Source organism: Alicyclobacillus sp. TC (assembly GCF_016804365.1).
Classification (GTDB): domain Bacteria; phylum Bacillota; class Bacilli; order Alicyclobacillales; family Alicyclobacillaceae; genus Alicyclobacillus_I; species Alicyclobacillus_I tolerans.
In genome coordinates, this window is sequence record NZ_CP044434.1 from 2523010 (window position 1) to 2544858 (window position 21849).

Annotated in this window: 25 protein-coding genes and 1 pseudogene; 9 read left to right on the forward strand and 17 right to left on the reverse strand. The window is 45.9% G+C overall.

All coding sequences use genetic code 11. The features are described 5' to 3' along the window. Positions 1-163: 163 nt before the first annotated feature. From FY534_RS14750 to acpS, 6 genes and pseudogenes are all read right to left on the reverse strand, one after another. Positions 164-580, reverse strand: a pseudogene (locus tag FY534_RS14750) (DDE transposase); the annotation flags it as partial. A 16-nt stretch (positions 581-596) separates the two neighbouring features. Further along, a complete protein-coding gene (locus FY534_RS12395) occupies positions 597-965 on the reverse strand; it encodes a DsrE family protein (protein ID WP_203115630.1) in 369 nt (122 codons plus the stop codon). Between the two features lie 12 nt (positions 966-977). Continuing rightward, on the reverse strand, positions 978-1343 hold the full coding sequence (locus tag FY534_RS12400; protein WP_203114727.1) for a DsrE/DsrF/DrsH-like family protein: 366 nt from the start codon (positions 1341-1343) through the stop codon (positions 978-980). 288 nt (positions 1344-1631) lie between these two features. After that, complete coding sequence (locus tag FY534_RS12405; RefSeq protein ID WP_083574069.1) at positions 1632-2645, reverse strand: LolA family protein; 1014 nt, start codon at positions 2643-2645, stop codon at positions 1632-1634. Positions 2646-2694: 49 nt separating this feature from the next. Further along, positions 2695-4176 (reverse strand): NAD(P)H-hydrate dehydratase, encoded by a 1482-nt coding sequence (locus tag FY534_RS12410; protein ID WP_203114728.1) that lies wholly within the window; start codon positions 4174-4176, stop codon positions 2695-2697. Between the two features lie 64 nt (positions 4177-4240). Further along, positions 4241-4609 (reverse strand): holo-ACP synthase, encoded by a 369-nt coding sequence (gene acpS / locus FY534_RS12415; protein ID WP_072873340.1) that lies wholly within the window; start codon positions 4607-4609, stop codon positions 4241-4243. A 229-nt stretch (positions 4610-4838) separates the two neighbouring features. Between acpS and FY534_RS12420 the strand changes: the two genes are divergently transcribed. After that, positions 4839-5039: a hypothetical protein gene (locus FY534_RS12420; RefSeq protein WP_072873339.1), complete on the forward strand. Its 201-nt coding sequence runs from the start codon at positions 4839-4841 to the stop codon at positions 5037-5039. Between the two features lie 54 nt (positions 5040-5093). On the opposite strand, the gene FY534_RS12425 is transcribed toward FY534_RS12420, so the two are convergent. After that, the gene (locus FY534_RS12425) at positions 5094-5291 is read right to left on the reverse strand and encodes a hypothetical protein (protein WP_072873338.1); all 198 of its coding nucleotides are present in this window, start codon (positions 5289-5291) and stop codon (positions 5094-5096) included. Positions 5292-5390: 99 nt separating this feature from the next. Between FY534_RS12425 and map the strand changes: the two genes are divergently transcribed. From map to FY534_RS12440, 3 genes are all read left to right on the forward strand, one after another. Next, positions 5391-6137: a type I methionyl aminopeptidase gene (gene map, locus FY534_RS12430; protein ID WP_203114729.1), complete on the forward strand. Its 747-nt coding sequence runs from the start codon at positions 5391-5393 to the stop codon at positions 6135-6137. 264 nt (positions 6138-6401) lie between these two features. Beyond that, positions 6402-7907: an aldehyde dehydrogenase family protein gene (locus tag FY534_RS12435; protein WP_370541575.1), complete on the forward strand. Its 1506-nt coding sequence runs from the start codon at positions 6402-6404 to the stop codon at positions 7905-7907. 19 nt (positions 7908-7926) lie between these two features. Next, positions 7927-9132 carry an iron-containing alcohol dehydrogenase gene (locus FY534_RS12440; protein ID WP_203114731.1) on the forward strand — a complete coding sequence of 402 codons (1206 nt, stop codon included), beginning with the start codon at positions 7927-7929 and terminating at the stop codon, positions 9130-9132. A gap of 70 nt (positions 9133-9202) precedes the next feature. Here the strand turns inward: FY534_RS12440 and FY534_RS12445 are convergent, their stop codons facing one another. From FY534_RS12445 to FY534_RS12460, 4 genes are all read right to left on the reverse strand, one after another. Beyond that, complete coding sequence (locus FY534_RS12445) at positions 9203-10450, reverse strand: MDR family MFS transporter (RefSeq protein ID WP_203114732.1); 1248 nt, start codon at positions 10448-10450, stop codon at positions 9203-9205. Between the two features lie 125 nt (positions 10451-10575). Beyond that, complete coding sequence (locus FY534_RS12450; RefSeq protein ID WP_072873333.1) at positions 10576-11715, reverse strand: VIT1/CCC1 transporter family protein; 1140 nt, start codon at positions 11713-11715, stop codon at positions 10576-10578. Positions 11716-11883: 168 nt separating this feature from the next. Next, positions 11884-12141: an Rdx family protein gene (locus FY534_RS12455; protein WP_203114734.1), complete on the reverse strand. Its 258-nt coding sequence runs from the start codon at positions 12139-12141 to the stop codon at positions 11884-11886. A 92-nt stretch (positions 12142-12233) separates the two neighbouring features. Further along, complete coding sequence (locus tag FY534_RS12460; protein ID WP_072873331.1) at positions 12234-12437, reverse strand: CDGSH iron-sulfur domain-containing protein; 204 nt, start codon at positions 12435-12437, stop codon at positions 12234-12236. A gap of 185 nt (positions 12438-12622) precedes the next feature. On the opposite strand from FY534_RS12460, the gene FY534_RS12465 reads away from it, so the two are divergent. Beyond that, positions 12623-13033, forward strand: a complete 411-nt coding sequence (locus FY534_RS12465) for a hypothetical protein (protein ID WP_203114735.1) — start codon at positions 12623-12625, stop codon at positions 13031-13033. Positions 13034-13207: 174 nt separating this feature from the next. Here FY534_RS12465 and FY534_RS14885 read toward each other — a convergent pair whose 3' ends face one another. After that, the gene (locus FY534_RS14885; protein WP_255567373.1) at positions 13208-13330 is read right to left on the reverse strand and encodes a hypothetical protein; all 123 of its coding nucleotides are present in this window, start codon (positions 13328-13330) and stop codon (positions 13208-13210) included. 143 nt (positions 13331-13473) lie between these two features. Between FY534_RS14885 and FY534_RS12470 the strand changes: the two genes are divergently transcribed. The 3 genes from FY534_RS12470 to panC are packed head-to-tail and all read left to right on the forward strand — an operon-like array spanning position 13474 to position 16186. Beyond that, the gene (locus FY534_RS12470; protein WP_203114736.1) at positions 13474-14385 is read left to right on the forward strand and encodes a DUF2520 domain-containing protein; all 912 of its coding nucleotides are present in this window, start codon (positions 13474-13476) and stop codon (positions 14383-14385) included. A 20-nt stretch (positions 14386-14405) separates the two neighbouring features. After that, positions 14406-15287: a 3-methyl-2-oxobutanoate hydroxymethyltransferase gene (panB, locus tag FY534_RS12475; protein WP_203114737.1), complete on the forward strand. Its 882-nt coding sequence runs from the start codon at positions 14406-14408 to the stop codon at positions 15285-15287. Then, positions 15284-16186 carry a pantoate--beta-alanine ligase gene (panC, locus tag FY534_RS12480; RefSeq protein WP_203114738.1) on the forward strand — a complete coding sequence of 301 codons (903 nt, stop codon included), beginning with the start codon at positions 15284-15286 and terminating at the stop codon, positions 16184-16186. Before panB ends, panC begins: the two co-directional genes overlap by 4 nt. On the opposite strand, the gene FY534_RS12485 is transcribed toward panC, so the two are convergent. The 5 genes from FY534_RS12485 to FY534_RS12505 all read right to left on the reverse strand — a co-directional run bounded on the left by FY534_RS12485 (position 16139) and on the right by FY534_RS12505 (position 20603). Next, positions 16139-16702 (reverse strand): hypothetical protein, encoded by a 564-nt coding sequence (locus FY534_RS12485; protein ID WP_072873327.1) that lies wholly within the window; start codon positions 16700-16702, stop codon positions 16139-16141. The genes panC and FY534_RS12485 overlap by 48 nt on opposite strands. Positions 16703-16819: 117 nt before the next feature. Next, positions 16820-17635 (reverse strand): nuclease-related domain-containing protein, encoded by an 816-nt coding sequence (locus FY534_RS12490; RefSeq protein WP_203114739.1) that lies wholly within the window; start codon positions 17633-17635, stop codon positions 16820-16822. A gap of 27 nt (positions 17636-17662) precedes the next feature. Further along, complete coding sequence (locus tag FY534_RS12495; protein WP_203114740.1) at positions 17663-18427, reverse strand: SDR family oxidoreductase; 765 nt, start codon at positions 18425-18427, stop codon at positions 17663-17665. Positions 18428-18443: 16 nt separating this feature from the next. Further along, positions 18444-18935 carry a PaaI family thioesterase gene (locus FY534_RS12500; RefSeq protein ID WP_072873324.1) on the reverse strand — a complete coding sequence of 164 codons (492 nt, stop codon included), beginning with the start codon at positions 18933-18935 and terminating at the stop codon, positions 18444-18446. 42 nt (positions 18936-18977) lie between these two features. Beyond that, positions 18978-20603: an FMN-binding glutamate synthase family protein gene (locus tag FY534_RS12505; RefSeq protein ID WP_203114741.1), complete on the reverse strand. Its 1626-nt coding sequence runs from the start codon at positions 20601-20603 to the stop codon at positions 18978-18980. A gap of 192 nt (positions 20604-20795) precedes the next feature. On the opposite strand from FY534_RS12505, the gene FY534_RS12510 reads away from it, so the two are divergent. After that, entirely contained in the window at positions 20796-21827 is a 1032-nt protein-coding gene (locus tag FY534_RS12510; RefSeq protein ID WP_203114742.1) for a BMP family ABC transporter substrate-binding protein, read from the forward strand. Positions 21828-21849: the final 22 nt, after the last annotated feature.

The window sequence follows — 21849 nt, forward strand, 5'->3', positions numbered from 1 at the left end:
GATAAAAAATATGAAAGTTTATCATTGGGAATTTGCATATAAAATTTAGATATTGATTCTGATTGGATTCTACCATGGACACCGAAATGAATGCAGCTATGTGATTTGTGTTGCATAGGTTCCACATGCCCTTATCAATCACAGAGCGCCAAAAATCAAGGGATTATGCCATCTTCAGCGAGCTTGCTGTCGTGTTCATCGCTAGTGCAGAAGCAAGTAGAACATACGCATTGAGGTAAACGTATGTGGTGACCTTCTCAATGCCACGGACGTGCGTGTCATTGGCTGTAAGATTTTCTTTGAGCCGGGATTTCCATTGCTCCACCGAAGTTCATTCTCTGTGGAGTTCTATCCAACGCCGAGTGTTTCGGTGCGGATTGGCGTAACGCCTGACATCCTCGGCGATACTTTTTTTGACCACCATTCCGTAGTTGGAATGAGAGCAAGCAACAGACCCAAGTGGGGAGTCAACCTTTCCTACTGCATGTGGACAACGAAACTTTAAGCGGCCTTCGTCGGCTCCCCAATACACTATGTTGTAACCCATGAAGCAACGAAGTGCCCCATCGGATACCATACCTGCAGATCGAAACGTATTAAAAGTGAAGAAATAAATCGGCGTCTGCAGCTTCATTCAATACCCAACGCAACTCTTTTCGCTCAACATTCCAATTAGTCAGAATCATATTATCGACGATAATCAAACGAACTCCCGATTCTGATGCAATCGTTATCAATTCCTCAATACTAGGTGCCCCAAAATCTGATAAACCGTTGGCAATATCTATGCTTCCTACGGATGGTATCGGTATATAATTCGGTAAAAGTATATCTACGCCTTCATGACTAAAGGCTAATATGACATTCGCTCCTGATGATATTGCACCTAATGCTATATTCAGTGGCGGGTATGCCGATTCTAGTTCACTGTGCAAAACCAGCAAAACAACTTTTTTTGTAGCCATCACCATACACCCTTAGTAACTAAAAATCGCATCTGCTTCATAACTATACTCTAAAAAGGTAACCACGCCAGCAGATGCTATTCCATCTAAACAATGAATCTGACAACTTTCCATTACATTCATTTGACAAACAAACATTTCAATACCAGCATCTCTGGCTTGTTGAAGCAATTGAAATAAATTTATTTTTTTCTCCTGTGAAATCAACCTAGCATAATGCTCATCTAATGCTCGAGCCCCTTCCAAATCGAAAAAAATAGTGACATTTTGAGTAGGGGATCGAAATAACGCTTCTTGTAAAACATGAGGAACATTTTCACTACGAGCAACAAAATAAACTACCTTTTTAATTTTCAGAGTTAAAACCTCGCTCTCCATTTAGAGCTTGTTTATTATGTTTTATCTTATATCAAAAAAGCAAACTCGTTTAATGATGGAGAAATTCGCTCAACTTTTACAAAGCTACTCCGTGTCAACTGACATAAAAATCTTTGTTTTGCAACGTCATTCACAAAAACGTCGCCAGCACATAGTTGTGTTTTTCGAAAAATACATATTCAGGAAGGCAGCGTGTTTTAGAACTTCTGTTGCATCTTTTGCAAAAAAAAGGCGCACCATCTAACAGGTACGCCATTTTTCATATCATTGGTAATCACTAGACACTGGCTATTTGCCAACCTGATTGAAAGTAGACATGGCTACATCTGCCATCTGATTCAGAGAAAGCGCGCTGGAGGTAATGGAAAACTCAACGCCGTTGTTCAACCAGAATAACTGTCTTGCACCGCCGCCATCCGTATACACAGCAGGTACACCATAAAGGTTGATCATTTCACCAGACGGCAACCCTGATACAGTAGAAACAGGACGCCATTCCTCTAAAGTGAAAGCGTGATCGCCCGTAAATCGCATGATGGCATCCGTGTCACTCACTTGCCACATACTGTCCAGCTTATCGCCGTAAGTAAGGGTGGGATTGATATAGCCCGGACCATCCGAAGCTGCGCTATCCCCTGTAGAAAGCGTCGTTTTAGCTTTCTCTCCACCAACCAGAGCCTGCGGATTGAAGTCATCGGGAGAAAATTTAATACCCGTCTGGAACGATTCATACTTAAGGGTAACTACAGGCGTGGATGATTTATCCATCAAGACAATCTGCTCTGGATTAAGCGTCTTTGCATCCAACTGCACACGTTCGCGAGTTACCACATCATTAGCTGGAGAAACTGGCAATTCAAAATTGTAATTGCCGTCACTTTTGGTAAATTGAATATCCTTGCTAGATACAATATTTGACAAAATTTGATTATAAAGATATATGTGTCCTTGGTTTTGTGCCCAATTCCCGTTGAAACGGAACACTTTGCCCAACGAGGGCGAGACAATGAACATGCCATTTTGGTTGTGGACAATGATTTGGTTAATTTGCTTGTTGGCGTCACCCAAAGCAATGCGATAAACCTCTGGAGATTCATACCACGTCTCGACATAGTAAGTTTGCGAACCATTATCCATCTGCACAGTCATCATGGCTGTACTTTTATAGTTCGATCCGTCCAATGTCTTGACGTGCGCTTCTAGCTTGCTGGCTACACTTTTTTCACCATTCTGTGTGCCGCAACCCACTACAAGTCCACCCACAACGACCAGGACGCCCAACGCGACTGCCCATTTACGCATGTGCCACCTCGCCTTTCCGCGACAGACACACGCGAGTAACGCAACGCTTTCACTTATCCGTCGATTTCATCTTTACACCTAGCGCATCAGCTAAAGCCTGCGGCAATTCTTGCACAACATCGGAAGCCATACAAGCAGCAGCCGGTATCCGCCTTGCCAGTCGATCCCCAGCCCTTCCGTGCAGCCAACAACCTAATCGGGCTGCATCGTAGGCTGACAATCCTTGGGCGAGTAACGCCGCGATAACCCCTGCTAAAACATCTCCTGAGCCGGCTACAGCAAGCGAAGGTCCGCCTACCGGATTGACAGATACACTCTGCTGAGAATTCACTATACTCCGATAACCTTTCAACAGTACAGTGGCATTCGCCTGTTGGCTGAGTCGTCGGGCGGCAGCAAGGCGATGTTTCTGAACAGAATCAACTGTCCAACCGATTAATCGAGCACATTCCTTAGGATGCGGAGTAAGCACCACCCGTTCTGCCAGGAACGGATCAGCCAAACGCCGCTCCTCTGGAGCGCTTAACCAGGCATCCATCGCTTCCGCATCCAACACTACCTTACCGCCACTTTCCACAACACTCCATACCACCTCAATCGGCCAAGCGTCAAGCATACCGGGACCCATTAAGAAAACGGCTCCTTCTGGCAAACTGTTACGCAACGCTCCATTTACTGGAATCATCAGCATATCGGGTAGCGGCGGTTCAATGGCTGAAGCGGTTAACAGTGAAATGCGCCCTGCTCCACTCCGAGCTGCAGCCAACGCTGCAAGCTTCGCTGCACCCGGCAAACAACCGACAATAACTGCCACATGACCAGCCAATCCCTTATGCGCTGTGACAGGTCGATATGCCGCACGAGCAGCCAATTCAGCAGGCTCAATCCAAGTCGCAAAGGATGGATTGTGCAGAATCGGAATGCCAATATCAGCTACCACTACCTCGCCAGCCTGCAAACATCCAGGAGTCACCGCTGTGCCGATTTTCTGCGCAGCCATGGCGATGGTAAGTACTGCCTGGACCGCGCCCGGATAAACAGCTCCCGTATCCGTATCTACTCCTGTCGGTACATCAACCGCCCAAACCGGTGTAGATGTGTGAGCAAGCGACTCCAGCATCTGTAATAATCGATCAGCAGGCGGTCGATTTTGGCCCGTACCAAGCAACGCGTCCAGGTAGAGCTGAGCCTCAGGCAGCGGTTGCCCGCTATATACCCGAACGGGCACACCGGCTGCTATGGCGCTTTGCGCAGCCAAAGCCACACTACCTGTTAGCGTTTCAGGATGAACCAAAGAGACAACTTCTACGGAGTACTGGTAATGTTTTAACCAACGGGCTGCGGCATATCCGTCTCCTCCATTGTTCCCCTTTCCTGCCAGTACGACGATATGGCCGCGCGGTCCGCGCTGTACCAACACATCGGCAATAGCTTTGCCTGCCAGATGCAAAAGGACAATCTCAGGAATGTGAAGCGACGTTACAGCGTGTCTATCGAGCTCTCTCATTTGTTCACTCGTGACCAGATACACAAGAGTACCCTCCCGAGGCTTGTTTCATAGATATTCAGCCCGTCCGTTCATTATGTATGGCTCTTCAATTCGATAAAATCGCAACAGCAAATGCTACTCCTGCAGCATGCGACAAACTTAAACGCACCTCAGTGCCAACAGGTAACAACGCATCCGAATGGTAGAAACGCGCAGTAAGACCCGCACTGCCAAGAAGAATATCCACTTGATGAGGATGAAGCTTGGCCAATCCACATCCAATCGCTTTAGCCAGAGCTTCTTTTGCCGCAAACCGACCAGCTACAAACTCGTGTAAACGTCTGCCTTCTAACAGACAGAAGGTTTTTTGCTCTTCCGGTCCCAATATGCGCTTACTGAATGACGTTTTTTGGGAATTTATCAATCGGGCGATCCGCTCTATTTCTACAACGTCCGTGCCAAGTCCTAAAATCATGCTTCTCCTCCATACGAGTTTCATCCTATAATTTGCTTACTTTGCTCAGCGCATCATATGAAAGCACAATGGAAAAAGAAATTCTGCCGCCCAGTTTGGCAAAAGTTCGCACGGCAGATAGAATAGAGTAGAATTTTTATTTTACTCGAACAATGGCAGGTTGGAAAAACTACATTCAATAAGCTGGTTCTGATTCATCCCATTCTACATGTTGAAAGGACGATGGAATATGCATACGTTGTTACACTATGGTATCAAAATAGTATTTGCTATCATAACTGGAATTCTGCTCATTGCGGCTGTTGAGTTGCGACCGGACGGAAGACGTCTCAGTTGGCCGCGAAGAACTGCGATTTTTATCTTAGGACTCATTCTCGCAGAAGTATTCTTTTCTACTCAAACGCTCTATCAGACACCAATTGGCATTTAATGAACTTTCAGAGGTTAAAGTTTTTTTCAAATTTTTGTCGTGCCTAAACCTCTGTCATTGCGTACCATTGTGAAGCCAGTAACGCACATATTGCTCCATGATATATTTCAATCGATATTTTGAATCATGAAGCGGATTGTACCTCTCTTCCGGCGGCAGAACCTGACCGCAGGATGGACATGTCCACGCTACATCAAACGGCGGCAGCGGCATAAATGAAGCATTGCAACCTGGACAAACTTGTGATGCCATATCCGTTCCCCCTACATTCGCCTCAGATACTTCTGTAGGTAATGTAGCACAGTTTGTCCAAAATAGGGTATGTAAAATGATTATACAGGAGGCTGTATCTTGATTGTTCTGAAAAGCCGACATGAAATTGGCATTATGCGAGAAGCTGGTAAAGTCGTTGCTGAATGCCACGCTGCTTTAAAAGAGTTTGTACGAGAAGGCGTGAGCACGCTCGAAATCGATCAATTTGTAGAAAATTTTCTGACTCGCCACCATATGATTCCTGCCCAAAAGGGTTATAAAGGTTACCCATTTGCCGCCTGTACCTCTGTTAACGATGTCGTATGCCATGGTTTCCCCAGTGAATATCGACTTCAATCCGGCGATATTATCACCATAGACATGGTTGCTCAATATAAAGGATTGCATGCAGATTCTGCATGGAGTTATGCCGTTGGAGACATCAGTGAAACCGCCCAAAAATTAATGGAAGTGACAGAACGTGCACTCATGATAGGTATCGAAGAGGCGGTCATCGATCATCATATCAGCGATATCGGCCATGCTATCCAACAATATGTTGAAGCGCAAGGATTTTCAGTAGTACGAGATTTTATTGGCCACGGGATTGGGCGAAAAATGCATGAAAGTCCAGAAGTCTTACATTTTGGGCCACCCCACAAAGGACCACGCATCAAAAAAGGCATGACTTTTACTATCGAACCGATGGTAAATACAGGAACATACGAATGCCGCGTTGACGAAGATGGTTGGACTGCACGCACAGCAGATGGTGGACTCTCTATTCAATATGAACATACTCTGGCCATCACAGAAAATGGACCAGAGATTCTAACAGTGCTTTAATTTGTGAACTGAGCACAACTCTAAAACAGGTGTTGCATAACACCTGTTTTTTTACGCAGAAATACAGCTAGAACTCTTTCTATAAAGTATTTTAGAATTTTTTATAGATAAATCTGAATTAATAGAATATATTGATCTTATCTGTTCGTAAAAACAGAAAACGTACGACCCAATCGTGCCCTCCATCAAACAAACGGTCGTATGAATGATTTTTGGGAGGGAGGCATCCCATTGTCAACCGTACTACAAGTGAAAGAATTCCCAATGTTTATGGACGGAAAATGGCAAGCGGCAGAATCCGGTGAATGGTTTGACATTATCTATCCAGGTAATGGTCAGACGGTAGCACGAGTAGCAAGTGGCCACAAGGAAGATGTAGACAAAGCTGTAGCGATTGCCCGACGCACTTTTGAAAGCGGTATCTGGTCCAAACAATCGATTGAAATCCGAGCGGCTTTGCTCCTCAGCTTTGCCCAACAAATTATGCAAAATGCTGATGAACTCGCTTATTTAGAAGTACTCAGTTCCGGGGGAACTCTCCGCAGAGTCCGGAACATGGATATCCTGCAAATCGCCGATCTCCTTTTGCAAACAGCAGAATTTATGAAATCATACCCATATGTTGAATACCTGCCCATCCCACCCTATCCCGGCCCTGCCAACGGTCAAGTTTGGCGTGAACCTATAGGCGTTTGCGCAGCCATCACTCCATGGAATTTCCCAATGATTTTAGCTATGTGGAAAATCGTTCCTGCTCTAGCCATGGGTAATTCTATGGTTATTAAACCTGCATCCCATACACCTCTATCCACTCTCAAACTCGCTGAATTAGCTGTTCGCGCCGGAATACCCGCAGGTGTTTTGAATGTGGTCACTGGCGCTGGCAGTCAAGTTGGCGAAGCGCTCGTCACGCATCCAGACGTGGACAAAATAGCTTTTACCGGATCAACTACAGTAGGACGTAACATTATGCGTCAAGCAGCAGGCACCATAAAACGCGTTACTCTAGAGCTAGGCGGAAAATCTCCCTCCATTCTTTTGCCGGATGCCGATTTGAGATTAGCTATACCCGGCAGCTTATTTGGCGTCTTTTTGCATAGCGGACAAATTTGCGAATCAGGCACACGTCTATTTGTACATGAATCGCAGTACGACCAAGTCTTGGCCAAACTGGCCGAACAAGCTCAAGCTATTCGTATGGGCGATCCGTTTGACATGGAAACACGCATGGGCCCACTCGTATCTAAACAGCAGATGGAAACCGTACTGAACTATATCGAGATCGGACAACAAGAAGGTGCTCGTTTGGTTTGTGGCGGCAAGCCCGTACAGATTCCTGGATGCGAAGGTGGATATTTCATTCCACCGACCATTTTTGCTGATGTAGACAACCAGATGCGCATTGCTCAAGAAGAAATTTTTGGCCCAGTCCTGTCCGTTATTCGGTATAAAGACGTAGACGAAGCAGTGCAAAAGGCCAACGAATCCATTTACGGCCTGGCCGCTGGAGTCTGGACACAAAATATCAATGAAGCATACCGCATTGCCCGACAATTACGTGCAGGCACCGTATGGATTAATGATTGGCACATGCTGCGCTCCGATGCTCCTTTTGGTGGTTTCAAGCAGAGCGGATTTGGTCGAGAATTGGGGAAATACGCATTGGATGAATATTCACAGTTAAAACATGTTCACGCTTCTCTCGTTACAGAAGAAAAACGTCGCGTAGCGTGGGATTTACTTTTGGAGAGCCCCATAGAAAAGGCATAGAAAGGAGTAGAAAAAGGGAATGACAACATCTCATTTCCAGTTCAATCTGCCAACGATAATTCATAGTGGTGTGGGTTGCCGCACACTGCTGCCGGAACTATTGCGCGGTCTTGGCGGAAAACGCGCCTTGCTGGTAACTGATCAAGGCCTGAAAAAGGCAGGTGTCGTCCAGCAGATTACATCTCTCTTTGAAGGCTTGCCACAACCAGTTCAACTTGTTGGCGTTTTTGATGAAGTTGAACAGGATGCCAAAGGTGCCATTATCAATCGTGCTGTCAGCGTTTACAAATCACTTGCTGCTGACTGCCTGATTGCTCTTGGCGGCGGCAGCGTACTCGATACAGTCAAAGCCATGAAGTGGATGATGCATAAAGGTTTGACAGATATTCGCATGGCGCTGGTCACCAACACCATTGAGGCTTTTCCCCGCGCTACGCGCATGTCGATTCCACACATCGCCCTACCTACCACCGCAGGTACTGGGGCAGAAGTCTCACCTATTTCCGTCGTATTCAATGAAATGCTACAGGTCAAGACCAATCTCATTCATCCATACGCAGCAGCCGATTTTGCTTTGCTCGATCCCGATTTGACAGTCGGTTTGCCAGCTTTTATAACGGCATTCACGGGTATGGATGCACTAACGCACGCATTAGAAGCTTATTTCTCGCCAGTTGCAGACCCAATCACAGACGCCTTTGCGATTCAGTCCGCACAAATGATAGTGGAAAATCTTCCTCTTGCTGTAGCAAACGGACAACACCTGGAAGCTCGTTCCAACCTGTTGATTGCCAGCGCCATGGCCATCACCGCTTTCAGCACAGCACTGAATGCTATTCCCGTTCATAACCTGGCACACGCCTTAGGAGCAAAATTCAATATTCCGCACGGACTGGCGAATGCTGTTTTATTGCCTTATGTGCTCGAAGAATTACCCGATTTTTACTTAACTCGAGCGCAAAAATTTGCCGCTATTCTAGGCTGCAACGCTTCGTCTGAAACCCCACAAGCCGGCCTTCAAGCCATCGTGGAAGCCATTCAGAATTTACGCGCTAAAATTCATCTACCAGATACATTGACGGATTACAACATCCAGGAAAAAGATATGGATAGTATTGTCCAATGGGTTCATTCCGATCCATCGGGTATCCTCTTCAGATTACCCGAACAGATGATTCGCAATGTTGTCAGACGCGCTGGAGGAATGATTCAAGTAGTCTCCTGATGCCCTAAGGTTCCATGCGCCAACCTAGAATTCTAATCAGATCGACGCGTGGAACCACCATTTTCTGGTTTCAACCTTGTATGGGGGTATTCTCAGCAACACTCACATGTAGTTTGCGAATGTAGTGGCTCAATAAGAACAGAGGTACTCCTGCGAGTACAAGCATGGCAACACAGCGAAACATCCAGGCGTCTCCCCAATCCCGCAAAACCACTCCACCGAGCCAAGGACCAAGAAAAAAACCGAACGAGGATAAACTGCTGGCTCCATAATAAGTAGCTCGCGCACCCAAAGGTGCTATCTCGGCAATATAGCGCGATCTGGGAGGGAACGAACAAATTTCCCCAAACGTGAGAACAACCATACCCAGAAATTCTCCAGGGAGACTATGGAGGATTCCAAACAAAGCATACCCTGCGGCAAATAGAATTTGTCCGATCACGATTTGTGATAAGGCAGACAAACGTTGCACAGATTTGTGGATAAACCATTGACAAACTACAACTTCTACCGCATTGGTGAAAACAAGCAAGCTGAAGATATGGGCAGAAACAGAAACCGTATAGTGCATAGCCAAGCTTTCCGGAAGCGTAGAGTTAATTTGAGCATATCCAAATGTCTCCGTAAGGACGGCAAGTAAAAAAATTAGAAAGGCTCTATCGCGACCAAGAATTCCTAATAGCTGGAGAGGAGAAGGTGTTTTCAGCCCTGTCGATATAGGCTGTTGAACATCCATACTTTGAATATTGGCTGGCACTTTCACCAAGAGAAAGATAACGTATAAGGCATCTACAGAAGCTGTGATATAAAAAGTCCAACCACTGGATACCGTGCCTAACCAAGCGCCCACCAACGGGCCTACGGCTGCACCAACATTAATGGCCCAGTAGCGAAGCGCAAAAGCTGCCCCCCGCATATCAGCCGGTGTAAAATCAGCAATGGTGGCCTGTGCAGACGGTTCAAAAAGTGGACGAACCAGCCCATTCACACTGCTAAAAACAATAAACGCAACAACACTGCGTGCATTTGCAAAGCCAATCATAGCAACTGTACCCAACAACATGCCGAATAGCATAAAGCGCTTTCTGCCTATTTTGTCAGAGAAGATTCCCGAAAAGAGTCCAAATAAGGTTCCTACCAGTGGTGCCGAACCTACCGCTAGACCTATTACCGCTGGACTAGCCTGCGTTTCGTGAGACATGTAAAGTGCAAGAAACGGCATGACCATGAATTGGGCAAAGCGAGTAAATCCAGTACCTGCAATAAGAAACCACACGACAGGATGAAGTTGAGGAATTTGGTTACGCCACCATACCATAAAGCCCAATCCTCTCCGTTTCTGCGTTGCACTGGAAAATGATTGGGCCTATCGTATCAAGCAATCCTTCAAAGAGCAATGGTTCTAATTCATGAATAGTCAACCAAACTTCTTGATTTCACGTCTCAGGCATGCGGTAAGAAAATGATTCTTCCCAGTTCACCCAGACCGTAGGAGACACCACCCACTAAAATACCAACCAGCGTCATTTCCAAACCACTCGCCCACCAAGAACGTACCGTCATTCGACTTTTCAGAGCACCCACGACAAAATGAGCAACAATCGAGACCACCGCAGCTGTAATCAACGCCGCGACCCCTTGCATGAAAAAGAAAGGAATCAACGGCACAATGGCTCCTACAAATGTCGATGCTGAACCAAAAATAGCCGATTGCCACGGATTGCCTTCACTCGTTTCGTGAATTCCAAGTTCCTCCTGGGCCATGGCTTTGATAAATTGCTCTTTATCCGCCGAAATTTGCGAAGCAATGCGCTCCGCTTCCGCCGGCTCGAAACCTTTTAATTCATAGAGAAGCGCCAATTCTTCGCGTTCATGATCGGGATCTTCTTCAATTTCCCTGCGCTCTGCAGCCAGTTCTGACTCCATCAGTTCATTTTCCGATTTGGTGGCCAACCAAGCACCAGCGCCCATGGATAGCGTAGAAGCAAGTGCGCCAAAAAATCCGGAAATGAGTATGGTCGTATTTTGATTGGTGTAACCTGCCACACCTGCAATAATTCCAAAAATAGCCCCTAATCCGTCGTTGACTCCGTAAATCGCATCACCTAACCAGCCGCCACTTTTATTTCGATGCCAACGCTCATTGTCCCATATACGACTTAACTTTTTCTGCGGAGCAATGGCTGGTTTAAAGAGTTCGTCTAAACCGTGATGGTTTTTCTCGTCCTCGTCAATGATATCGAGAATCCGATGGATATCATCGTCATCAATGACGTTGCGTTGTGAAGCATACCAAGCTTCATTCCCCTGTTCCACACGTTCAATGGCATCCATCAATTGAGTAACGTCACTATGGGCTGGCAATTCTACCTTGGGGTAACTGAGCCCTTCTACCGTGCCACCGAGATCGGCTATTTTTTCCGCCCACATTTGTGCGTGTTTATACTCTACCTCCGCCAGTCTTTGCAAAATATTTTTGCGCCGCGCATCTTGCTCCTTTTCAGCAGAAACTTGATATAGATGGGCTGCCTGCATTTCTCTGCGCCAATTTTCACTCAGCGTTTTTTCTAAATATTTATCCATACGCCTTACGGCTCCTTTCTGCAGAAAGCGAATTGTACACCCGTCATAAAAAAGAAAACGTAAAAATACAGTTACAAAATACAATAGCGATGGAGGATTATGCAAAGCTAATGTTTTGCATATAACCATCCATCGCTGAATAGTTAGGCTATACAAATTGACAATCTTCTAAATAAGTCGTATATAGGGCTCCAATATTTTGCAAATTTCCATGCGTTCCGGGAAACGCCCCTGTTCATGCTTTGAGAAAATGCATTCATCGTCTAAATAAACGTCAAAAGATCCATCGCCAAAATGAGGTACGAATACGAGTTTTGCTATACCGCTGCGATAACGATTCAACAATTCCTCAGCCACACGCATGGCGACGGACAGAAAGCCGCAGGACGTGCAGTATTCAATTCGCAATGAAACTCCGTCCGCCATTTTCTCCCTCCATCGCCTAAATTTTTCTAACCCGGATTGGACCCGGTTCATCTGTATAGCAGGAAATCAACCCGCGCTAGCCATTGAAAAAACTATTTGGCGCGTGCACAGTCGCTGAATCCTGCCGAACGATGACTACCGTCGCAGAAGGGCTTGTTCTGAGAATGGCCGCAACGGCAAAGTGAGAACGATTCTTTCACTGTAAACCGATTACCCTCAGCATCTTCCAAGATAACCGGACCTTTGACCCGCAATGAACCATTATCATTAACCTTAATGACTATTTCTTCAGACACTGCCCATCAACCTCCTATAAGCATCAACACACTTGCAACATCCCTTATCTAGTATAGAGAAGAAAACATGCTATTCTCAAGCGATATTTCAATGCCTGACCCATCCACGCAATGTGGAAGTATTCCGCCATGCGCCGTGTCAAGAGATCATAAAGTAGAAGATAAGGAGCATGGAGGTGTGGCTTATGAAACATCATCAATCGATAAAACATAAATCTCATCATACAAAATCTGAGAGAAGAATAACCAGTAAACCAGTAAAACCTGCTTCTTCATCTGTCTCTGTAGATGCTGAACCCTGTTTCCTTCCCCTGATGCTGCTGCCTCTTTTTAGTGGAGGACTACGCCGATGGAGCGGCAATCGTGGATGGATGAATTTTGGCGGTATGGGAGGATGGGGAAATGGGCAGAATCCTGCCTCCAATCAACCGTCTACTCCCAATTCTGGCTGGCAAGATGGAGGGTTTGGTGGAATCTGGTCTCCCTTTGCCTGGCAAAAGTCTATGGGAATGGGGGGCTTCCCGTTTTTCAATGGTCAAAATCCACCTAATCGACCCATGAATGGCGGGTTTGGCGGATTTCCTTTTAGTTTTTGACAAGTTTTCGCCTAGACAAACTGAAGTGCGAACAACCCGATGTCTTTAGTAATATAAAATGGATCCCAGACATCGGTTGTTCGCACTGCCATTTCTTTGGTCAAAAATAAAGCATTCCAATGGAGAATGCTTCACCATTGGAATGTCTGCCGAATGGATTTGAGTTAAATTTACTCAAGGAAGAACAGGTGTGGTGTTGCAAGTTGTGGTATAGGTTGGAACCAACAAGAAGAAGAGAACAAAGATGATCAGGAACACCACAGCCCAACGTGTGTACCCACCAAATACTCCGTACATATGGAATTCCCTCCTTAAAGATTTGGTGCAACGCACGTTGTAATAAATGCACTCTTGTTCTGAATTGTCATGGATAGACGTCTAGATACTGATTATTTGATAAACTGTCATTGTAAACGATTAAGACAAAGGAGTCGGGCAGCATGAGATGGCTTTTGTTAGGTTCAGGACAAGCTGCCGCTGCTGTGACGCGCTGGTTTCTACAGATTGGTGAATCTGTAGTGATGGTGGTCATATCAAGCGAAAAAAGTCAAAGCGCGATACGTTATGCAGAACGATTTCCAAAAATTGAGCAACTATCTTGGGGCCATTTGCCTTATCGTTTACAAGATGCTGCTATTGACGGCGTCATTTTTTGTACGCCGGACACTGAAATAGCGCCCACTGCTGAACGTTTTGTGCATGAAATAGAAAAGATTTCAAAATTTCCCCAAGTGGCCTGGCAACTTTCCGGAGCACTGTCTTCTCAACAGTTAAACCCACTTAAAAGATTCTCTATTTCTGTAGCCAGCGTCCATCCATTGGCAGCCTTAACTTGGCAACTTCCAGATCAATGGGTACGAGGGATGTATTTTGCTCTTGAAGGAGAATCATTGGCCTGTGAATGGGCACAAATCTTAGTGGGTAAAGCTGAAGGACACACCATCCATCTTGCAGAATCAGATAAAGTGCGTTATCACGCAGCAGCCGTTTTAGCCTCCAATGCGCTGGTTGCGCTTGCTGATGCGGTGGCAACCATTCAGCCAACCCAGTATGGTATTGCACCATTCCTGCCCATCATGCGACAGACTCTAGAATCTGTCGCAAAATTGGGTACACATGACGCGCTGACTGGACCAGTGGTACGCAAAGATTTTGCAACCATCGAAAAACATTACAATGCTCTGCAGGCTTTTCCTATTCTGCAATCTTGCTATGCTCAGTTGAGCTTATGGATGGCTGAGATGGCCGACGCCGACCATTCAACGAATGTCCGAAAAATTCAATTACAACGCATCTTTGTTGATGAACTGTCTCATGATAGAAAGAAAAGAAATCGTGATCGAGAAAAATAAGGAGTGGAGGTAGAACCAAAATGACCCAAATCACGATACGCAATCTTTTACAGATGAAACAGAAGAAAGAAAAGATTGCTATGCTTACTGCTTATGATTATCCAACTGCGCGAATCATGGATCAATCAGGATTACATATTTTGTTAATTGGTGACTCACTCGGCATGGTTGTACAAGGCCATTCAACAACCTTACCTGTAACTTTGGATCACATGGTCTACCATACGCAAATGGTTTCCCGCGCCGTCGAAAGAGCCATGGTTGTGGCTGATATGCCCTTTTTGACACATAACGTATCGACAGAGGATGCATTGCGTGCAGCTGGGAGAATCATGCAAGAAGGCGGTGCACAAGGCGTCAAAATTGAAGGTGGCCGTGAATTGTCAACGACTGTGGAACGCTTGGTAGGAGCAGGTATACCTGTGATGGGTCATATTGGCTTAACACCGCAGTCGGTGCATGCTCTTGGTGGGTTCCATGTGCAAGGACGGACAGAAGAAGCTGCCATTCGACTTCTAGAAGACGCTTTGGCACTGCAGGATGCAGGAGCTTTTGCCATAGTCCTGGAAGTCGTGCCCGCAGAAGTGGCTCAAGTGGTGACAGAAGCATTATCCATACCAACCATCGGCATTGGTGCAGGCCCTCATTGTGACGGTCAAGTGCTCGTCTTTCACGATATGGCAGGCTATACTTCCGGTTACATTCCCAAACACAATAAGGCCTATGCTCATCTGGCCGACATCCTCAAAGAGGCGGGGATGAAATATGTTGAGGAAGTGCAAAACGGAGAATTCCCTGGACCACAACAATCTATACATCTTCGTTCGGATGAAAAGAGTATGCTGACGAAATTGCAGCAACACGCCGCAACTCATGATAGGCAAGGAGAGATGCGCCCATGAGAATAACATGCACGATTCAGGAAACTCGGGAAAGATTGGCAGAAGCCAAAGCAGCCGGCAAAAAAATTGGCTTTGTTCCTACCATGGGCTACTTGCATGAGGGACATGCTCGACTTGTGGAAGTTGCAGGAAAACATTGTGATTTTGTAGTGGTCAGTATTTTTGTAAATCCTACTCAGTTTGCGCCTGGTGAGGATTTATCCACGTATCCAAGAGACGCTGAACGAGACGAAGCATTGCTAAAAAAAGTGGGATGTCAACTTCTCTTTCGTCCAGACGAAAAGGAGATGTATCCAACTCCTTCGTTGACAAGAATTGAACTTCCCGAACTGGCGAGCCAACTTTGCGGAAAATCGCGACCCACACATTTTCAGGGCGTAGCTACGGTTGTTGCTAAATTGCTCCATATAGTCCAGCCAGAATTGGCCTTCTTTGGTATGAAAGATGGACAACAACTCGCCGTAGTCAAACGTATGGTGGAAGATCTCAACTTTCCTGTCCAAATTATTGGTGTGCCTACCGTTCGTGAAGAAGATGGACTGGCTAAAAGTTCACGCAATGTTTATCTGAATGAACATCAACGACAAACTGCGCCGCAAATTTATCAGGCATTATTGAAAGGTAAAGCGGCTATTGAAGCAGGAGAGACCGATCCAAATCGTGTTCGGCAAATCATCTACAGTCATTTGCAAGACCAGCCAGAATTGCGAATTGACTATGTGGAAGTGGTGCGACTCTCTGATTTACAACCTGCCGCGCAAATCGAAGGCGATATCATGTTGGCCGTTGCAGTTTATCTCGGCAAGGCACGCCTCATTGACAATCTGCAACTGCATGTCAAAAACAGCACATCAGGTCAGAGGCGTCAAGTTTTGGACAAAGGATTGGATATCCTCTAAACCCCAATTTTCTGATGGATTCCTTACAATCACCAATATATTTTGTCCATTTTGATATTGTATAAAAAGAGCGTGGCGCGTCGGTTGATTAGGCGTTTGGAAAGTTTCCCAGTCAACCGTTTGCGCCGTTTCCATTGGCCCCAAATGTTCTACCATATCCGGTGAGTCAAGAACAAGAGAATGATTTGACTCATAGACTACGTAATCCGCATAATTGAGGGTCAATATACCTCCCCCGTCAGCTGAAACAGATTGAAAATCGCCCAATCCAATTTTGCCGTTGGGCAGCAAAACATTGGCCAAATGGCTATGATTCGCCGCCTCCCGAATTCGACTGAGTTCCGCTCCCTGACTGGCTGAATATAGATTTCCCCCTTCTACCGCCTGTACCAAACGCACGCAGCCACCTATCACAACAAGCGATAGCAGCCCTGCAACAGCAACCCTTGTACGCTTCCCTATTTTGCGACGATAGTGATGGCCACGCCTGGTTTTTCGCCATCTCAAACGATTCATGGCAATTCTCCTCCCTTTTTTAGGGATACAAAATACATCCTGTAGCAACAGGATGTACCAAGCGTTGGGAGGAAATACCCTTTCTATTGGAAAACTTTTGTTGGATCCAGGAAAAGATTAATCGGGGTCAAACATACTTTCTCGGAGTACCCGATCAATACGTCTTCGTTCGTCTTTGGAGAGCTCTTTGCCTTCGTAATTTTCCACGTAATCCAAAAGTTTCTCTGCCCCACCTTGGCTTACTAAAAACATCGGCATTCGGCTATCGCCATCCACATCCAAATGAACATCTGGATTTGAAAAATAGACAATGCCTTGCACCCAAACACGCACACCTTCTTCTTTCAGCCGCTCTGCCAATCGGTAGACATGCGTTCCCACCTGTTTGAGAGGAGAGTATACACGTTTTTCATACGTGTGACCGCTTGCAGTTGTTTTATATTGAATCCAATCCGATTCTTCCGTTTGACCGACTATCGTTCCTACAATATTTTTGGTTTCTACAACAAACACACCATGAGGAGCAACAATCACGTGATCAATCTGGCTCGATTTCCCGTCCCATTCTACAACCAGATCAGAATATACCGTGTATCCACTGGGTAATTCGCTAAAAGCGAGAATGGCTGCCTCTTCCCCTGCCAGACCTGCTCCAAGTACATTCATTTCTGTTCGTACTCGCTTCAATACCATAGCAGCTACAGCAATCGTCAACATACCTAGTAACGAATACATAGGTCTCGTAGCCATTGGACCGATGAGAAACAATAGAGCACCCACAGCTATAAAAAACCACGCATAGCGGCGGCGGCGGCGCCAATCATCGAGATCGGACTCCAGATGATTCTGTTCACCCTTGACAATTTCGGCCATCATCAGCTGTCTCCCTATGACAAAGTTTTCATAGACAGTATAGGCCGAACCATAGGTCATTTATACTCTTCCATCAACCGCAACAGGTTAAAAATCCGGATTATTTTGGAGAAAACCGCGCCACATACCTGCTATTCTCTGATGCATTTCACTTGGCATCATGGCTAATCGTTGTTTGGCATCGCCGTAGCCAATTTCAGTTTCACCACGCAGATAATCCGCAAATACTCCATCAGCAAAAGCATCCAACGGTTCACCAAACGTATGCAAACCAACACCACCTAAATCGGTATTGACCGCAGGTGGCAAAATTTCTACCACACGCACTTGGGTATCCGCCAATTGTTCGCGTAAAGAGAGGGTGAAAGAGCGCAGCGCTGCTTTGGTAGCACTGTATATAGGCGCAAAGGGTGCGGGAATCAAGGAGAGACCCGATGTAACTTGAATGATGGTCGCACGCTCCTTACTGCGCAAATGCGGTAAAAATAGAAGCGTCAAATGGATTGCCGCCTCTAAATTGATAGCAATTTCCTCTCGCAATTCTGACCAGGAACGGTCAGAGATTTTTGTCAGATTGATCCGCTTTTGAATGCCTGCGTTATTCACCAGCAAATTGCACTCTGGGTAATTTTCCACAACCCAATGGTAAAGTTCCACGCGACTTTCTTCATCTGCAACATCAGCAACACGTGTAATCAGACGCGGATGCTTGTCTTGAGCCTCTGCTAATTTCTCGGCACGTCGACCAATCACAATCACCTGACAACCCTGTGCTAAAAAGCGTTCAGCTAAAGCCAATCCAATACCTGTAGCGCCACCAGTGATGAGTACCGTATCAGTTGTGTTTGTCAATTTTGTAACCTCTCTTTCATGCATGTTCATCGGTACGTCTTGGCTGTTTGTAAAAATGAGCCAAGGCGGTTGCCAAGAGTTTTTGCTCATGATTCAAAACCTCGCCACGAAAAACAAGGATGGCACGGCTGTTTTGAATCGGCATGATGCGTGCTTGCAAAACATCTGAAAGACGTCCTGGGGCTATAAAATCGACTGACAAATTGAGTGTTAATGCCCTGCCTACAGAATGATCGACCGCAAACGCTGTTTCTGCCATAGCGGTGTCAATAAAAGCTGTCATCAATCCACCATGGAGAATGCCATAACGATTGAGCATTTCTTCTTGAACGGTCATTTCGTAAATATAGGCTCCATCATGCAGTCCACAATTTTCAAATTTCATCATCTCTTGTACAAACGCCAATGGGCGGTGATAAGTCGCTTTTTTTGCTTCAATCAAGCGATAGATAGCCTGTAACTCTTCTTCTGGCATACCCTGCAACGATTCTATAATTTTCTCTTTCATAAACATCGCCTCTCTTCTTATCTGACTTTACCGCCCATCTATTTACTGTGCAGATGGTTGATAAACCGCTGTATCTTCTGCACCCACCAACGGTTTTGGATAGGGGAAGAGATCGAGTGCACTCACAATTCGACCCTCTGTATCTTTAAAGACCACATGTTCACGTGAAAATTCACGCGGACTGACTAACCCACAGGCCGCCGCCAAAGCAAAAACACTTTCACGCACATGGAGAATGTAATTCATAACGCGATATTGTTTCTCTTCCGGTACAAGCGCTGACATGTATTTGGGATCTGTCGTGGTAATACCCGTAGGACATTTTCCTGTATGGCACTGCATGGCCATAATACATCCGTTGGCAATCATAAATCCGCGGGCAGAGTTGACAGCATCCGCACCAAGCGCAAGGGCAATCGCAACTTTGTCAGGGGTAATCAATTTGCCAGATGCAAAAATTTTAATGCGATCACGGAGTCCATAACGGCGTGCCGCATTATCGACCTCGACCAGGGCTGAGAAAAGCGGCAACCCCATGCCATCGGCCATAGCTTTGAATGTCGCACCGGAACCTCCTTCGCTGCCATCCACAGTTAGGAAATCCGGACAGATATTCAACTTCTTCATAGCTATAAACAGTTTTTGCAAACGTTCCACGTTACCCACAACAATTTTCAAACCCACAGGTTTTCCGCCTTTTTCCTGCAACTTTTTCACAAACTCCAACGCTTCTTCTTCGTTATGAAGGAACGGAAACCGATTCGGAGAGTTGACCGTCTGTCCCACGGGAACTTTTCGTATATGGGCAATTTTCTCGTTGACTTTAGAACCTTCCAGATGGCCGCCGCGGATTTTGGCACCTTGATGAAATTTCAACTCAAAAGCCACAATGTTGGGTTGAGCCGCATGGGCAGCAAATTCCTCGAAAGAAAACTGACCGTGATCGTCCCGAAAACCAAACAACCCAGGCCCAATTTGGGCTATCACATCTACGCCTGTGGATAAATGCTCTGGTGCTACACCTCCCTCACCCGTGTTCAGCCACGCGCCGCCAGCCATAGCCGCTCCACGTCCTGTAGAAAGAATATAGTGCTCTCCGACGGCACCATAAGAGGTAGCAGAGACTCCAAACATACCTCGTAACTTCCAGGGATGTGGCCGCGATTCACCCACCACCACAGCGTCCTCTTCTGAATACAACCAACGTTTGGCCGAATCATTCACAATCTTTTCATGACGCGTGAATAACCCTTCATGAACAATGGTGTATTTTTTGGCTGGAATGGCTTCATCATTCGCAGCACGCAACTCGCTAGTCAGTTTTGGAAAAACATCATTAGCCAAATAAAGACCTGGCTTTTCAAAATCACGTTTCCCACCAAAACTGATTAAATCCGTACGATATTTCCCCGCAAAGACAACTGCTAAAAAATCAGCCCGGGAAAAAGGTCGTCCTTCCGTATCATTGTCAAACCAATACTGACGAAACTCTGGACCGAGTTTCTCCAAAAAATATCGCATCCATCCGAGATAGGGATGCGCACGTATCACAGAATGCTGAGGTTTTCTGGAGAGCACATAGAGATAACCCAATACTCCAATCGGCAAAACTACGAGAATAAAGATAACCGCAATCAGCAGTATCAAAATCGTTGTTTGCACGGCCATTGCCTCCTCTTTGTTCAGGTTCCAAATGGATGGTTTAGCAAAATCCTTCCCGGTTCATTTTCTACCCTAGCAAGGTCTATAAAAAATATCAAACATCCATTAAATGTAAAGCTGTATCAAACAAATACTCTGCCAACAACTGCATAAACCTTGCCGCAAAGAAGCACATTAGGCACAGCGGAGGGATGTACGATGAATCAACATTGGATACGTTACTTAGCGGTAACCGCTGTTACACTGTTGGCTGTTAGCGGTTGCAGCGTGCCCAGACAACACCAGCGTAACGGCACGAATACAGAAGTGAAAGCAACAGGGGCAAGAGCGCTCCCTTTTGAAACCGTGTTGGTCACCAATAGACAAGGTATGAACGATCTCGGTGCAAACGATGGTGCCTGGAATGGACTAGTTAAGTCGCATGAGATGGCAGACACTCAACCAGGCGTCGTACAATCTCATACAGTTGCGGATGAAATGAGCAATCTCGAACAGTTGGGCGAGCAGCATGTTCAATTCATCGTAGCTTCCAGTGGAGTTCGAGAATCTGCGGTTCGAGCAGCTGCCAAGAAATATCCACTTACGCATTTTCTGTTGCTGGGTCAAGCAACGACAGGTCAAGCGAATGTTGCTGGTGCTGTTTTTGACACTCAACAGGCAGCATACGCCATGGGATATCTGGCAGGTTTAGCAGACAAGTCAAAGAATATGAATAAGCCCCAGAAAGTAGCAGTTCTCTATAATTCACAAAGTGCACAAGAGTTAGCGAATGCTCATGCGTTTGCCAAGGGATTTTCACAAGCATATCCAGGACAAAAACCTATGCTCATGCGTCTCCCGACTCCGTTTGCATCCATGTCTATCCAATCTGCCATCCACAACGCTACGGAAAAGGGAGCGTTTTTGATATATGGCGCAGGCAACGTGGAAACAGGACCACTCTTACAAGCAGCCGAAACTTCATCTCTACAAATTATGAACACAGGTTACGATGCGGCCAGTAGATTTCCACAACATGTACTTGCCAGTTTAGTCCCTCAGTACAATTTAGCTGTAGAGAATGCTGTTTCAGAGGTCGATCACAATCAATTCAAGAGCAACACAGCCACTTACAACTTGCAAAACCACGGCGTTGTCGTTAGTGTAAGTCACGATTGTCCCATGGAATGGTCGATTGCTGAAGACCGAGTTTTGCAATCTTTTGGGACAACCGGTGTTCGTCATACCTGACCTGAATTTAAACGCCAAGCAG

Bases quoted from the DNA above. Each gene is read 5' to 3' on its own strand.
- FY534_RS12395 (WP_203115630.1), bottom strand. From the start codon at position 965: ATGGCTACAAAAAAAGTTGTTTTGCTGGTTTTGCACAGTGAACTAGAA.
- FY534_RS12400 (WP_203114727.1), bottom strand. From the start codon at position 1,343: ATGGAGAGCGAGGTTTTAACTCTGAAAATTAAAAAGGTAGTTTATTTT.
- FY534_RS12405 (WP_083574069.1), bottom strand. From the start codon at position 2,645: ATGCGTAAATGGGCAGTCGCGTTGGGCGTCCTGGTCGTTGTGGGTGGA.
- acpS (WP_072873340.1), bottom strand. From the start codon at position 4,609: ATGATTTTAGGACTTGGCACGGACGTTGTAGAAATAGAGCGGATCGCC.
- FY534_RS12420 (WP_072873339.1), top strand. From the start codon at position 4,839: ATGCATACGTTGTTACACTATGGTATCAAAATAGTATTTGCTATCATA.
- FY534_RS12425 (WP_072873338.1), bottom strand. From the start codon at position 5,291: ATGGCATCACAAGTTTGTCCAGGTTGCAATGCTTCATTTATGCCGCTG.
- FY534_RS12435 (WP_370541575.1), top strand. From the start codon at position 6,402: ATGTTTATGGACGGAAAATGGCAAGCGGCAGAATCCGGTGAATGGTTT.
- FY534_RS12440 (WP_203114731.1), top strand. From the start codon at position 7,927: ATGACAACATCTCATTTCCAGTTCAATCTGCCAACGATAATTCATAGT.
- FY534_RS12445 (WP_203114732.1), bottom strand. From the start codon at position 10,450: ATGGTATGGTGGCGTAACCAAATTCCTCAACTTCATCCTGTCGTGTGG.
- FY534_RS12450 (WP_072873333.1), bottom strand. From the start codon at position 11,715: ATGGATAAATATTTAGAAAAAACGCTGAGTGAAAATTGGCGCAGAGAA.
- FY534_RS12455 (WP_203114734.1), bottom strand. From the start codon at position 12,141: ATGGCGGACGGAGTTTCATTGCGAATTGAATACTGCACGTCCTGCGGC.
- FY534_RS12465 (WP_203114735.1), top strand. From the start codon at position 12,623: ATGAAACATCATCAATCGATAAAACATAAATCTCATCATACAAAATCT.
- FY534_RS14885 (WP_255567373.1), bottom strand. From the start codon at position 13,330: ATGTACGGAGTATTTGGTGGGTACACACGTTGGGCTGTGGTGTTCCTG.
- FY534_RS12470 (WP_203114736.1), top strand. From the start codon at position 13,474: ATGAGATGGCTTTTGTTAGGTTCAGGACAAGCTGCCGCTGCTGTGACG.
- panB (WP_203114737.1), top strand. From the start codon at position 14,406: ATGACCCAAATCACGATACGCAATCTTTTACAGATGAAACAGAAGAAA.
- panC (WP_203114738.1), top strand. From the start codon at position 15,284: ATGAGAATAACATGCACGATTCAGGAAACTCGGGAAAGATTGGCAGAA.
- FY534_RS12485 (WP_072873327.1), bottom strand. From the start codon at position 16,702: ATGAATCGTTTGAGATGGCGAAAAACCAGGCGTGGCCATCACTATCGT.
- FY534_RS12490 (WP_203114739.1), bottom strand. From the start codon at position 17,635: ATGACCTATGGTTCGGCCTATACTGTCTATGAAAACTTTGTCATAGGG.
- FY534_RS12500 (WP_072873324.1), bottom strand. From the start codon at position 18,935: ATGAAAGAGAAAATTATAGAATCGTTGCAGGGTATGCCAGAAGAAGAG.
- FY534_RS12505 (WP_203114741.1), bottom strand. From the start codon at position 20,603: ATGGCCGTGCAAACAACGATTTTGATACTGCTGATTGCGGTTATCTTT.
- FY534_RS12510 (WP_203114742.1), top strand. From the start codon at position 20,796: ATGAATCAACATTGGATACGTTACTTAGCGGTAACCGCTGTTACACTG.